This is a genomic window from Nakamurella sp. PAMC28650 (assembly GCF_014303395.1).
GTDB lineage: Bacteria > Actinomycetota > Actinomycetes > Mycobacteriales > Nakamurellaceae > Nakamurella.
In genome coordinates, this window is sequence record NZ_CP060298.1 from 3,337,740 (window position 1) to 3,350,849 (window position 13,110).

Annotated in this window: 14 protein-coding genes; 6 read left to right on the forward strand and 8 right to left on the reverse strand. The window is 66.9% G+C overall.

Annotation, left to right across the window (positions count from 1 at the left end; genetic code table 11):
* Positions 1-8: 8 nt before the first annotated feature.
* Genes H7F38_RS15120 through H7F38_RS15135 form a run of 4 tightly spaced genes read right to left on the reverse strand, consistent with a single transcriptional unit; the run spans position 9 to position 2,219 of the window.
* Positions 9-725, reverse strand: coding sequence for an AAA family ATPase (locus H7F38_RS15120; RefSeq protein ID WP_187090636.1), 717 nt, complete (start codon positions 723-725; stop codon positions 9-11).
* Positions 722-1,315 (reverse strand): TetR/AcrR family transcriptional regulator, encoded by a 594-nt coding sequence (locus H7F38_RS15125; protein ID WP_187090637.1) that lies wholly within the window; start codon positions 1,313-1,315, stop codon positions 722-724. Before H7F38_RS15125 ends, H7F38_RS15120 begins: the two co-directional genes overlap by 4 nt.
* Positions 1,315-1,584, reverse strand: a complete 270-nt coding sequence (locus H7F38_RS15130; protein ID WP_222618099.1) for a DUF2087 domain-containing protein — start codon at positions 1,582-1,584, stop codon at positions 1,315-1,317. The genes H7F38_RS15125 and H7F38_RS15130 overlap by 1 nt, the downstream gene beginning before the upstream one ends.
* A 2-nt stretch (positions 1,585-1,586) precedes the next feature.
* Positions 1,587-2,219 (reverse strand): DUF3043 domain-containing protein, encoded by a 633-nt coding sequence (locus tag H7F38_RS15135; protein ID WP_187090638.1) that lies wholly within the window; start codon positions 2,217-2,219, stop codon positions 1,587-1,589.
* Positions 2,220-2,403: 184 nt separating this feature from the next.
* On the opposite strand from H7F38_RS15135, the gene H7F38_RS15140 reads away from it, so the two are divergent.
* Complete coding sequence (locus H7F38_RS15140; protein WP_255497989.1) at positions 2,404-2,793, forward strand: iron-sulfur cluster assembly accessory protein; 390 nt, start codon at positions 2,404-2,406, stop codon at positions 2,791-2,793.
* Positions 2,794-2,969: 176 nt separating this feature from the next.
* Positions 2,970-3,914 carry a carbohydrate kinase family protein gene (locus H7F38_RS15145; protein ID WP_187094739.1) on the forward strand — a complete coding sequence of 315 codons (945 nt, stop codon included), beginning with the start codon at positions 2,970-2,972 and terminating at the stop codon, positions 3,912-3,914.
* Here the strand turns inward: H7F38_RS15145 and asnB are convergent.
* Positions 3,911-5,830, reverse strand: coding sequence for an asparagine synthase (glutamine-hydrolyzing) (asnB, locus tag H7F38_RS15150; RefSeq protein ID WP_370531376.1), 1,920 nt, complete (start codon positions 5,828-5,830; stop codon positions 3,911-3,913). The genes H7F38_RS15145 and asnB overlap by 4 nt on opposite strands.
* 250 nt (positions 5,831-6,080) lie before the next feature.
* Here asnB and H7F38_RS15155 point away from each other — a divergent pair, with 250 nt between their 5' ends.
* From H7F38_RS15155 to H7F38_RS26685, 4 genes are all read left to right on the forward strand, one after another.
* Entirely contained in the window at positions 6,081-7,055 is a 975-nt protein-coding gene (locus H7F38_RS15155; protein ID WP_187090639.1) for a cytochrome c oxidase subunit II, read from the forward strand.
* A gap of 50 nt (positions 7,056-7,105) precedes the next feature.
* Positions 7,106-7,513, forward strand: coding sequence for a cytochrome c oxidase subunit 4 (locus tag H7F38_RS15160; protein ID WP_187094741.1), 408 nt, complete (start codon positions 7,106-7,108; stop codon positions 7,511-7,513).
* A gap of 84 nt (positions 7,514-7,597) precedes the next feature.
* The gene (locus tag H7F38_RS15165; RefSeq protein WP_187090640.1) at positions 7,598-8,386 is read left to right on the forward strand and encodes a dienelactone hydrolase family protein; all 789 of its coding nucleotides are present in this window, start codon (positions 7,598-7,600) and stop codon (positions 8,384-8,386) included.
* Positions 8,387-8,433: 47 nt separating this feature from the next.
* Positions 8,434-9,430, forward strand: a protein-coding gene (locus tag H7F38_RS26685) for an IS5 family transposase (RefSeq protein WP_370531250.1) whose coding sequence is annotated in 2 segments (ribosomal slippage) — positions 8,434-8,835 and positions 8,837-9,430 — 996 coding nt in all. Because the reading frame shifts where the segments join, the coding sequence is not laid out codon by codon here.
* Between the two features lie 64 nt (positions 9,431-9,494).
* Here the strand turns inward: H7F38_RS26685 and H7F38_RS15180 are convergent.
* The 3 genes from H7F38_RS15180 to H7F38_RS15190 all read right to left on the reverse strand — a co-directional run bounded on the left by H7F38_RS15180 (position 9,495) and on the right by H7F38_RS15190 (position 13,097).
* Positions 9,495-11,111, reverse strand: coding sequence for a cytochrome bc complex cytochrome b subunit (locus tag H7F38_RS15180; protein ID WP_187090641.1), 1,617 nt, complete (start codon positions 11,109-11,111; stop codon positions 9,495-9,497).
* Entirely contained in the window at positions 11,111-12,247 is a 1,137-nt protein-coding gene (locus H7F38_RS15185; RefSeq protein ID WP_187090642.1) for a ubiquinol-cytochrome c reductase iron-sulfur subunit, read from the reverse strand. Before H7F38_RS15185 ends, H7F38_RS15180 begins: the two co-directional genes overlap by 1 nt.
* A 67-nt stretch (positions 12,248-12,314) precedes the next feature.
* Complete coding sequence (locus H7F38_RS15190; protein ID WP_187090643.1) at positions 12,315-13,097, reverse strand: cytochrome c; 783 nt, start codon at positions 13,095-13,097, stop codon at positions 12,315-12,317.
* Positions 13,098-13,110: the final 13 nt, after the last annotated feature.

The window sequence follows — 13,110 nt, forward strand, 5'->3', positions numbered from 1 at the left end:
AACAGGAGTCAGGGCAACAGACGGAGGTAGCGCTCGGGTCTCGTCAGGAACGACTGCCAGTTGCGGACGAGATCGAGATCCTCCCACGGGCAGGAGCGCAGCCCCCAGTCCCCGACCTCGTAGAGATCAGCCCCGGGTGTCGCGGCCACGATGGGGGAGTGGGTCGCGACGACCGCCTGCGAGGTGGTGCTCCTCGCGATCTCGTGGAGCACGCCCACCAGGGCCAGGCTGCCGCTGAACGACAGCGCGGCCTCCGGCTCGTCGAGGACGTAGAGACCCGGATCGCCGAACCGCTCGCCCAGTATTTCGATGAACGACTCCCCGTGCGACATCTCGTGGAACGCCGGATCGCGCGGGCCGGGATTGTCCTCGAGGTAGGTGTAGAAGCTGTGCATGGTTTCCGCGCGCAGGAAGAAGCCCCATCGCGAGCCGCCGACGCCGCGGGTCAGCCGCAGATGCCGGTGCAGCTCGGACTCGGTCGGGCGGGTGGAATGTCGAGCCCCGGTCGATCCGCCCTCGGCCGACATCCCGAAGGCCAGGGCGAGCGCCTCCACCAGGGTCGACTTACCGGCGCCGTTGTCGCCGACCAGGATGGTCAGGGCGCCCAGATCCAACCCGTCGTCGAGGATCTGCCGCACCGCGGGGATCGATCCGGGCCACGTCTCGGCCGACAGGTCGAACCCGGGTTCGCCGGCGATCCGGCTCAACGGCCGTCCGGATCTCATGGGGTCGCGGAAGTCGCCGCGGTCGCGGCGGGGGCGGACCAGGGCGGCAACACCAGGATGCGGGCGGCCAGCACCCCCAGCGCGGCGGCGAGCTGATCGTCGGGGAGCACCGAGTCGAACGTGCCCAGCGCGTTGAGCATGCCGAAACAGCCATGGACCGTCGTCCGGACGACTTCTCGGTCCCACTCGGGGTGGACATCGCCCAGTAGCATCCGCCACCGCCCGACCAGGGTGCGCTGGCGTTCGTCGAGTTTGGCCCGGTGCTCGGCGGGCAGGTGGTGGACCTCGCGGACGAAGACCGCCATCAGTCGTCGGCGCGAGGCCACCGCACCGGTGTAGACCTGCACGAGCGCGCGCAGTTCGGCGGCCGGATCGTCCTGCTCGACGGGGGAGGGAGCGGTGACGGCGTCGATGATCCCGTCGAAGACGGCCGCCAGGATCGCGGCCTTGGAATCGAAATGGCGGTAGATGGCGGGCCCGGTGATGCCGGCGGCGGCGCCGATCTGGTCCATGCCGGCGGCCGGATACCCGCCGGCGGCGAACAGTTCGGCGGCCGCTGCGACGATGCGCAACCGGCGAGCGGGGGCCATCAGACCTCGACGGTGCCGCCGGAGCGCCAGTACCGGCCGTCCGCCCGGTCCATCAGCCCGAAGTCGATCAGCGCCCGCCGCAGCGTCACGTAGTCGTCGTAGAGCCCGATCAGCTCGCGGTTGACCTCGACCTCGAGGTAGTGCACCCCCGGCACGAACCGGGCAGCGATCACGTCCAGCACCGCCAGCTTCCGAGATTGCTTGCGAGGCATGGTGTGCAATCGGCCGTCCTCGTCGAAGTAGCGCCGGAGAAAGTCGTCCCTGCCCACTGTCAGACGACGTCCCCACGAGTGACCCGCGGGCGCGGAACACGCCACTTGCGGATCAGGCACGCGCGGTTGAACGCGTAGAAGGCGAGGGACCGGGGCTTGACCGACAGGCCGGACGGATCACCCTTCGGGAACTTCTCCGCCACCCGGCGGCTGAGCTGACGGCCGAAGACGATCGAGTCGGCGACAGCGGCGACGATGGCGACCAGCAGGATCAGCGGCCCGATCAGCTGCACCGTCTGGTTCCTGATCAGCAGGATGATGAAGGACAGCAGGGCGACAGGCAACAGGATGCCGGCGATGTTGCGGCGGGAGTCGGTGACGTCGCGGACGAACGCACGGACCGGGCCGCGGTCGCGGGGCAGGACGTAGGCGTCGTCGCCGCGCATCATCCTCTCGCGACGTTCGCCGGAGGCCACCCGCTTCTCGTCCTTGGTCAGCGTCTTCCCGACTTCCTTGGAGCGCTTGACGGCCTCGCGCTGGGTCTTCGGGGGCGGGGCGACCGGTCCCCGTCGTCCCTGGGCTTCGCTCCGCTTCGGCGTCGGTCGGCCCTTGCCAACGGCAGGTGCCTCCGGCACGACCGCGACAGCGGTGTCGGATGCCTGGTCAGCCGTCTTGCGGCGCAGAAAGCTCACTCCTGCAGAATAGTTGACCGGCGCGACACCGGACACCGCCGAGCGCCGGTCCGGGAGGGTGACGCTGCGGGAATACGCCTGCCTGACGCCCCGCTGTTACCGTGGAGTGGGCAAGTCGTCTCCCCGGGCGGCCGGTCCTGATGGCATCATTGATGTTGCAGCATCCAACACGAGAGGGAGTCGTATGACAACCGCCGAGACCGAGATCCCCACCCAGGTCAGCGCGCCGACCGAAGAGGTCGAGCGTGCACATGGTGTGACCCTGTCCGACACCGCCGCCGCGAAGGCCAAGGCGCTGCTCGAGCGTGACGGAAGTTCCGAGATGGTGCTCCGTATCGCCGTCCAGCCCGGTGGCTGTTCCGGCCTGCGCTACGAACTCTTCTTCGACGACCGGAGCCTGGACGGCGACGCCCTCGTCACGTTCGACGGCATCGGGCTTGCCGTCGACCGCATGTCCAAGCCGTACCTGGACGGCGCGGTGATCGACTTCGTCGACACGATCGAGAAGCAGGGTTTCACGATCGACAACCCGAACGCGCAGAACTCCTGCGCCTGCGGGGATTCGTTCCACTGATCTGATCACCACTCCCCGGTGACCGACGGCCGCCGCACCACACAGGTGCGGCGGCCGTCTGCGTGCCCGGGAACATCACCGCAGACGGTAAGGTCGTGTGGGTCCGACAGCACCTCAGACCTGGAAGAGGCCTCGTGCCCATCGTCGTCACCGGCTCCATCGCCACCGACCACCTGATGCACTTCCCCGGCAAGTTCACCGACTCTCTGCTGCCCGACCAGTTGGACCGGGTCTCCCTCTCGTTCCTGGTGGACGATCTGGTGGTCCGTCGCGGAGGGGTGGCGGCCAACATCTGCTTCGGCATGGGCCTGCTCGGGGTCCAGCCGATCCTGCTCGACGCGGTCGGTGCGGACTTCGACGACTACGCCAGCTGGCTGGAGCGTCATGGCGTTGACTGCTCGCACGTCCACATCTTCCGCGACGTGCAGACTGCCCGCTTCGTCTGCACCACCGACGACGCGATGAACCAGATCGGCTCGTTCTACGCCGGCGCCATGGCCAGGTCCCGGGAGATCGAGATCGGTCCGGTGGCGTCCACCGTGTCCTCCATCGAACTGGTGATGATCAGTGCCGGCGACCCGGCCGCGATGGTCCGCCACGCCGAGGAGTGTCGCCAGCGTGGGTACACGTTCGCCGCGGATCCGTCCCAGCAGCTGGCGCGGATGGAGGGCGTCGACGCGGCGAAGCTCGTCGACGGTGCGGCCTTCTGGTTCTCCAACGACTACGAACTCGGCCTGCTGCTGTCCAAGACCGGGTGGACGGAGTCGCAACTGCTCGAGCGGGTGGGCCACCGCGTCACCACGCTGGGTTCCAAGGGCGTCGAGATCGTCGCCGCCGACGGCTCGCGGCTGCACGTGCCGGTGGTGCCAGAGCTCGCCAAGGTCGACCCGACCGGTGTCGGCGACGCGTTCCGGGCCGGTTTCGTCGCAGGGCAGTACCGCGGCCTCGACTTCGAGCGTTCGGCCCAGCTGGGCTCGCTGATGGCCACCCTCGTCCTGGAGACGATCGGCACCCAGGAGTACCAGTTCGAGCCCGCGGCCGCGATGGCCCGGCTGGCCGACTGCTACGGCGAGGCCGCCGCCCAGCAGATCTCGAACGCCATGGGGTTCGTCTCCGTCTAGAGGTAGACGGGGTAGGCGGGCTCGGGGATCTCCGGCCGGACGGCGCCGGTCACGAAGATCTCGTGCCAGAGCTGGAAGACCAGGACGGTCCAGATCGGCCGGGAGTAGTCGGCCACACCGGCGCGGTGGTCGTCCAGCAACTTCACCACCGCGACCGGGTCGATGTACTCCTGGGTCTGCGAACCGGTGATGATGTTCCGCGCCCAGTCGTACGAACCCTCCTTGAGGTAGTGCCGGATCGGCACCGGGAAGCCGAGCTTCTTCCGGTTCAGCACGTGCGCGGGGACGATCAGTTCCATCGCCCGCCGAAGGGCGACCTTGGTCGCGTGACCCTGCACCCGGTATTCCGGCGGCACGGTCCTGGCCACGTCGAAGACCTGCGGATCCAGGAACGGCACCCGTAGCTCGAGCGAGTTGGCCATCGTCATCTTGTCCGCCTTGACCAGGATGTCGCCGCGCAGCCAGGTGAACAGGTCGATGTGCTGCATCCGCGAGATGGGGTCCGATCCCAGCGACCGGGCGTAGATCGGGTCGGTGACCTCCCGCAACGAACGATCGGGGGAGTAGGTCCGCAGGAGACCGGGGAGTTGCTCCTCGCGGAAGATCCGGGCGTTGCCGTAGTAGCGCTGCTCCAGATCGATCGCGCCGCGGCGCAACATGTCCTTGCCGCGGAAACCCTGCGGCAGCACTCGTCCGACGGCCGCCAGCCCCCGGCGCAGCGGGTCGGGCAGTGCCGTCATCGGGGCCAGCGAAGCGGGCTCGCGGTAGATGTTGTAGCCACCGAACAGCTCGTCGGCACCTTCGCCGGAGAGCACCACCTTGACGTGCTTGCGTGCCTCGTTGGCGACGAAGTACAGGGGCACCAGGGCCGGGTCCGCGACCGGCTCGTCGAGGTACCAGATGATCAGCGGCAGGGTCTGCGTCAGCTCCTCCTCGCTCACCACCCGCACCACGTGCCGCACCCCGATCGCCGCGGCACTCTCGGCGGCGACGTCGATCTCGGAGAATCCCGCCCGGTCGAACCCGGTGGTGAACGTCATCAGGTCGGGGTTGTAGCGCTTGGCCAGCGCGGCGATCGCGGTCGAGTCGATCCCGCCGGACAGGAACGAACCGACCGTCACGTCGGCACGCATGTGTGCGCCGACGGAATCGTCGAGCACATCGGCGATCCGCTGGTAGAGCGCCTTCTCGGCCGGCTCCCCGGACACCTTGGCCGGGACGAACCTCGGGTGGAAGTAGCGTTCGGTCCGCAGCTCGGCGACGGCGCCCGGACCGACGGTGAAGTGGGTTCCGGACTCGATCCGCCGGATCGCCACGTCCATGCTGGCGGGCTCCGGGACGTACTGCAGGACGAGGTAGTGCTGGAGTGCGGCCTGGTCGACCACGGCCGGGCCGGTCAGCTCTCGCAGTCCCTTCGCCTCCGAGGAGAACCCGATGCCGTCCGCCAGGGCCGCGGTGAACAACGGCTTGATGCCGAACGGATCGCGGGCGCCGAACAGGACCCGCTCGTGGGTGTCCCAGATCAGGAAGGCGAACATCCCGCGCAACCGGGAGACCACCGCCTTGCCCCAGTGGTGGAAGCCGGCCACGATCGCCTCGCCGTCGCCCTGAGTGGCGAACTCGGCCCCGAATTCCGCACGGAGCGACTCCCGCAGCTCCAGGTAGTTGTAGATCTCGCCGTTGAACACGAGCGCGTAGCGGTCGGGCGATTCGGCCGGACCCCAGCGCAGCGGCTGGTGGGAGTGCGCGATGTCGATGATGGACAGCCGGTTGAAACCGAACACCACGTCCTGGTCGTTCCAGGTCCCCGCGTCGTCCGGTCCACGGTGCCGGGCGCACCGCATCCCGGCGGCGACCTCCTCGACGTGATCGCCGGCCCGGCCGGTCCAGGAGAGGAAGCCCATCAATCCACACACGAGGTAGGTCACCTGATTTCTGTCGTCGGTCCCGGCCAGTATCCGGCACGATCCAGTCGTCTCCGCAACTCTGCAAGGTGTTTCGCAGGGCCTTCCTGCCCTACAGTTGGGGTTATCTTCGACAAGTTGTAGATCTACGTTCGCCGCGCCTGCCCCGGCCGGTCCGGCAGCCCGTAGGTCGAGTAATCTCAGTCCCAGTACGGCCGCATCGCAATCGATGTCGGCCGCGGTTCTTCTAGGAGGCGCCCGAGTGGCTCGGTCTCGCAGTACTCGGCAGCTGTTGCTCGTCGGTTCCCTCGCACTGGCCGGCCTGCTGGTCAGTGGATGCTCGGCAGACGATCTGCCCCGGTTCGGCTGGCCGACGGGACAGACACCGCAGGCCCTCAGGATGCAGCACTTCTGGTCGTGGACCTTCATCGCAGCACTCTGCATCGGCGTGGGGGTTTGGGGTCTGATGTTCTGGACCTTCGCATTCCACCGCAAGAAGAAGAACTCGCCGCTCTACCCGAAGCAGACGAAGGAGAATCTGCCGCTCGAGCTGGTCTACACGGCCGTGCCGTTCGTCATGGTCGCCGTGCTGTTCTACTTCGCCGTGACCACCGAGAACTTCGTGCTGAAGAAGGTCGCGCACCCGGACGTCAACGTCAACGTCACGGCCTTCAAGTGGGGCTGGGACTTCAGCTACGAGGGCACCATCGCTCCTGACTCGCAGCCGTGCACGGCCATCGACCCGTTCGCCTGCGAGGTCCACACCACGGGCACGGCCACCGAAGTGCCGATCATGATCCTGCCGGTGCAGAAGACGATCCAGTACCGGCTGCAGTCCAAGGACGTCATCCACTCATTCTGGGTGCCGGACTTCCTGTTCAAGCGCGACGTCTTCCCAGATCCGGCGGCGAACAACACCGACAACACCTTCCAGAACAGCATCACGAACCCGATCGCCATGGTCGGCAGATGCGCCGAACTCTGCGGCACCTACCACTCCTCGATGAACTTCGAGGTCCGCGGGGTCCCGCAGAACGTCTACGACGAATACATCAAACTTCGCGAGTCCAAGAACCCGGCCTCCGGCAAGGGCTACACGACCGCCGAGGCGCTGATGAAGACGGGCAACGACATCCCGTCCTGCGGCAAGCTGTGCTCGCCGCTGTCGACGACCACGTATCCGATCAACCCCAACCGTGAGGCGAAGTCGGCCTCGCTCAACACGACGGGCAACTGATGTCGCTCGATCATGCGGATCTCGAGCCGCGGACCATCCCCAAACGGGGGCTGCAGGTCGAGGCCTGGATCTTCCTGGCGCTGACCGGGTTCTTCTTCATCGCCGCCGTCCTCTACACGATCTTCGCCGGTTCGGTGGAGCCGGTCGGGGTCGTGGCCCTTTTCCTGACCACGGGGCTCTCCGGGATCATCGGATCCTTCCTGGCCTTCTCCTCGCGTCGTCTGGAAAGCGCCCGTCCCGAGGACAACGAGGATGCCGACATCGCCGACGGTGCAGGCGATGTGGGCTTCTTCTCGCCCGGCTCCTACTGGCCCTTCGCGATGGCCCTGGCGGCGGCTTTCACGGCCGTCTCCGTCGCCTTCCTGCTGGTCTGGATGATGGTGATCACCATCGGCTTCCTGCTCGTGACGATCTGCGGCCTGCTGTTCGAGTACCACCGCCGGGCACCGTCTCACTGACCTGCATTCTGGGAACTGAAGTCAGGCCCGCCCCTCGTTCCGGGGGGTGGGCCTTTCTGTTGTCCCTGCCGAAAGAGGCCGCACATGACCCTGTCCACCCTCACTCCCGCCCTACAGCAGTTGCTCGACTCGGTACCGGAGGACGGCACCACCGTTTCCGGCGAGACCGTACGGTTCGCGGGGGAGGACACCGCGCTGGAGGGCTACCTGGCCCGGCCGGCCGGTGACGACGACGCTCCCAAGCCCGCCGTCCTGATCGTCCACGACTGGCTGGGCGTCACCGACCACGTCCGGGTGCGGGCCGAGATGATGGCCCGGCTGGGGTATGTCACGCTGGCCGCCGATGTCTTCGGCGCCGGTGTCCGTCCGTCAGGACCGGAGGAGGCGGCCGCGCTGGCCGGTCAGTACTACGGCGACATCCCGCTGTTCCGGTCGCGACTGCTGGCCAACCTGGAGCGTCTGCGGAGCGAGCCCGGCGTCGACGCTTCCCGCGTCGGGGTGATGGGGTACTGCTTCGGCGGATCCGGCGCTCTGGAGATCGCCAGGGCCGGCGAGGAGGTCGCTGCGGTGGTGGCGTTCCACGGCGGACTGGGTACATCCGCTCCATCGACCGAGAACGGCGTGCACGCAGCCGTTCTGGTCCTCACGGGGGCGGAGGATCCGGTGGTGCCGCCTGCCGCGGTCCAGGGCTTCGAGGACGAGATGCGGGCCGCCCGGGTACAGGACTGGCAGGTGGTGACCTACAGCGGAGCCATGCATGCCTTCGCGGTGCCCGACACCGACGCGCCGGCCATGGGTGCGCAGTTCCAGGAAAGTGCGAACCACCGTTCCTGGACGGCCATGCAGAACTTCTTCAGCGAGACGCTGGCCTAGGGCGTGTCCCGCGGATCTTGGAGGTCGGTTCCGACAGACTCTGATTTGTGCAGAATCGTCATGATTTGTCGGATGAGCAGTGGGCCCGGTTGGAGCCTTTGCTACCGGATCGGACCCCGATTCGGGGTGGTCGGTGGGTCGATCACCGCAGGGTCGTCGACGGGGTGCTGTGGCGGACCAGGTCCGGTTCGGCGTGGCGGGATCTCCCGGAGTGTTACGGCAATTGGAAGACGGTGTACAACCGGCATCGTCGCTGGTCAGGGGACGGTACCTGGCAGCGGGTGCTGTCGATGCTGCGGGCGGACTGCGATCACGGCGATGTCGGTGAGTGGGCGTTGGGGGTGGATGCGACGGTGATCCGGGCGCATCACCACGCGGCAGGTGCCCGGCACGAACCGCCGAAGGACATCCCCGCCGCCGTCCTTGCCAGCGTCGTGTTGGAGGCTCCGATCAAGGCCCTCAAAGACACAGGGGGCACTATCGAACTACAAGAATTCTGCGGATCGGCCGCCGCCGGTCGTTGATCGGGAGGGTTTGGGGCGTAGCCGCGGCGGGGTGACGACGAAGATCCACATGGCGGCTGATTCGAAGTGTCGGCCGGTGGGGCGGGTCATCTCGGCTGGTCAGCGGCATGACGCGTTGGCGTTCACCGCGGTGCTGGCCGATATTCGGATCGTGCGCGGCCGTGATGGGCGGCCTAGGACCCGACCGGATCGGGTGTTGGCGGACAAGGCGTATTCCAGCGGCAGAATCCGTAAGTCGTTGCGGCGTAGGGGTATCAAGGCGACCATCCCGGAGCCGGTGAACCAGATCAACGGTCGCCTGTCCAAGGGTTCCCGTGGTGGTCGGCCACCCAAATTCGACAAGGAAATCTACAAGGACCGCAACACCGTGGAGCGGACGTTCAACCGGCTACGCGGCTACCGCGCGGTCGCCACCCGGTATGACAAACGGGAGTTCGTCTACCGAGGCACCGTCGACGTCGCCAGCATCGGAATCTGGCTCAGGCATCTAACGGAGAACGATCCACGGGACACGCCCTAGTCGACGACGTCGGGACAACGAGAAGGGCCCCACCGAGATCCGGTGGGGCCCTTCTTGACTCAGGTCAACTGCGACTGCCGGCTTCCAGCGACTTCTTCTCCGAGGCGTGCTCGGAGTTGTCGATCATGCCGGTCTCGTCATGCGGTCTGATCGTGCCCTTGACGGCCCGACCGGCCGATCCGAGCTGGTTCATCCGCTTGGGCACCGGAGCGCCCTGGTAGGCCAGCGGAATCGGGTGGCCGTGCTCGTCGACCGGGCCCAGCGGCTGGTGGATCTCGATGAACTCACCGTGCGGCAGCCGCTTGATGATGCCCGTCTCGATGCCGTGCTCCAGCACGTCACGGTCGGAGTGCTGGAGACCCAGGCACAACCGGTAGGTGACGATGTAGCCGATCACCGGGACGACGATGGAGCCGATCCGGCCGAACCACGTCATCGCGTTCAGCGAGATGTCGAACTTGTAGGCGATGATGTCGTTCGCGCCGTTGATCAGGTTCACCACGTAGAAGGCGATGAACGCGACACCCAGCGAGGTACGCACCGGCACGTCACGCGGACGCTGCAGGATGTTGTGCATCGCGTTGTCCTTGGTGAACAGCTTCTCGATGTACGGGTAGGACATCACCAGGATCAGGAAGACGGTGGCACCACCGATCGCGGGGAAGAAGACAGCCGGAACCATGTAGTGCCCGAACAGGTTGCGGATCTCCCAGGCCGGCCAGACCCGGACCATGCCGTCCAGGAAGCCCATGTAGAAGTCGGGTTGGGCACCGGCCGAGACCTGCGCCGGGTTGTACGGGCCGTTCGTCCAGATCGGGTTGATCTGGAACAGACCCGCCATGATCGCGATGATGCCGGTGACGACGGCGAAGAACCCGCCGCCCTTGGCCGCGAAGGTCGGGAGCACCCGGACGCCGACGACGTTGTTCTCGGTGGCCCGTGGCCCGGCGAACTGGGTGTGCTTCTGGAACCAGACCAGGGCCACGTGGACCGCGATCAGCGCCAGGATCACACCGGGTATCACCAGGATGTGCAGGGCGTAGAAACGTCCGATCACGATGGTGCCGGGGTAGTCGCCGCCGAAGACGGCCCAGTGCATCCAGGTCCCGATCACCGGGATGGAGAGCAGGAACGCCGAGACGGCGCGGAGCCCGGTGCCGGAGAGCAGGTCGTCCGGGAGGGAGTAACCGAGGAAGCCCTCGGCCATGCCCAGCACCAGCAGCAGGACGCCGAGGATCCAGTTGGCCTCACGCGGCTTGCGGAAGGCGCCGGTGAAGAAGATGCGCGCCATGTGCAGCATCATCGAGGCCAGGAAGATCAGGGCGGCCCAGTGGTGGATCTGGCGGACCAGGAGGCCACCGCGCACCTCGAAGGAGATGTCCAGCGTCGATTTGTAGGCCAGCGACATGGGAACGCCGCGGAGCTTGTCGTAGACCCCGTTGTAGACCGTCTCGCCCATCGACGCGTCGAAGAACAGCGTCAGGTACACACCGGACAGCAGCAGGATCAGGAACGAGTAGAGGGCGACCTCGCCGAGCATGAACGACCAGTGCGTCGGGAAGACCTTGTTCATCGCCGTCCGGAGTGGCCGGGCGCCGTGGTAGCGGACGTCGGCACCGTCGAGGGAAGACTTGACCAGCATGTTCGTCTTCTTCTTGGTGCGCGTGGTGAGACTGCTCATCAGGTCGTACTTCCCTTCGGGTGTGATCCCCACTTGCCCTTGTCAGCCGTCGATTCCCAGAAACCTGGGCCGACCGGCTCCATGAAGTCGCTCCTGGCGACGAAGTACCCGTCGGCGTCGAGTTCGATCGGGAGCTGCGGCAACGGGCGGGTAGCAGGTCCGAAGACCGGCTTCGCGCCGTCGAGCACATCGAACTGGGACTGGTGACACGGGCACAGAATGCGTCCGGTCTGCTGTTCGTACAGCGAGACCGGGCAACCCACATGCGTACAGATCTTGGAGTAGGCGTAGTAGTCGCCGAACTCGAAACCGTCCTGCCCGTTCCGGATCATCACCTTCGAGTCGGAACGCAGACGGAAGAGCATCACCGGGGAGTCGGACGACTTCGACCCGCCCTCGACACCCGGGAAGACCGTGGCCAGCGAACCGGCTGCGAGATCGGAGGGACGAACCGGGGTCCCGTCGATCTGGGTGAGCCGGACCTTCTTGACCGTCTTGTCCGGGAGCACGGTGGGCTTCCACAGCGTGACCCAGAGGTCGGAGTTGTTGCCCTTGGCCCACGGGCTCTTGAGGAACCCACCGAGCACTGGCACCAGGATCGCCAGACCGAGTACCCCACCGGAGAGGGCGAGCGTGCTCTTCAGCATGCCGCGCCGCTTCACCATGCCCATCTTCTCGACGGTGTCGACCATCTCGGCGCCGAAGGTCTGGCGATCGATCTCGTCGGACATGCCGATGTGACGCTGCTGGACGGCGACTTCGTGCGGGGCGATCTTCTTGGCCAGCGCGATGATGCCGATGCCGAAGAACAGGACGCAGGCTCCGAGGGTGACGCCGACCAGCGGGGTGAACAGCCCGTACAGGGTCTGCTTGCCTCCGCTGTAGGCGGTCTCGTAACCGGCCGGCCAGACGATGAACAGCACTGCCGAGGCCAGTCCGAACAGAGCGGCCAGCAGGAACCACTTGGCCACGCTGCGCTCGGCCCTGATGTCCGCCGGCGAGCCGGGGACGTAGCGCTCGCCGTACTCGACCAGTTCGACCCCGTCGAGCGACGCACCGAGTCGGGTGAGTTCTTCCTTGGTCATCGACGAGAGCTCTTCGTCGGACGGGATGGTGACGTTCTCGCCGCCGCTCATCTCTGACCCTGCCTCTTCGCGCAAGCGCTCATCGGTTCGTTCGCTCCGCTCCTTGCTCGTGCCTCGCTCACGCTCTCGCCCCCATCCACAGGGTCAGCGCGACGATGGCACCCATGCCGACCAGGAAGGCGATCAGGCCCTCGGGAGCCGGACCGAAACCGCCGAGGGCGTAACCACCGGGGCTGGCCGACTGCTTGTTGTTCTGGACGTAGGTGATGATGGCCTTCTTCTGGTTCGGCGTGATCTGGCCGTCCGAGAACTTCGGCATGCTCTCCGGGCCGGAAAGCATGGCCGCGTAGATCTGCTGGTCGGTGGCCTGGTCGAGGCTCGGTGCGTACTTGCCCTGCGAGAGAGCGCCACCCTGGCCCGTGAAGTTGTGGCAGGAGGCGCAGTTCAGCCGGTAGAGCTCGCCGCCCTTGGACACGTCCGCCACGTTCTGCAGGCTGCCCCCCGGCACCGCCGGGCCGCCGCCGTTGGCCTCGATGTAGGCACTGAGGTACGTGATCTGCTGTTCGGTGTAGGACGGCTGCTTGCGCGGGTTCTGCGCGCCGTTGGCCACTGCCGGCATGCGGCCGGTGGAGACCTGGAAGTAGGTGGCGGCCTGGCCGACACCGATCAAGGACGGCCCGCGGGTGAGCACGCCCTGCAGGTTCGAGCCGTGGCAGACGATGCAGGAGGTCTGGTAGATCTCCTTGCCCTTGGCGATATCGGCGGCGCTCGACGTCGCGGCGGAGGCGGCGGCCTGCGGGGCGGGGGTGAGGGCCGAGTAGGCGAAGCCCATGGCGACCAGGGCGAAGAGGAGGGCCAGGCCGCCGGAGATCCGGCGGGCGGCTTTGGAACGACGGGTCATGCGGGGCACCTCG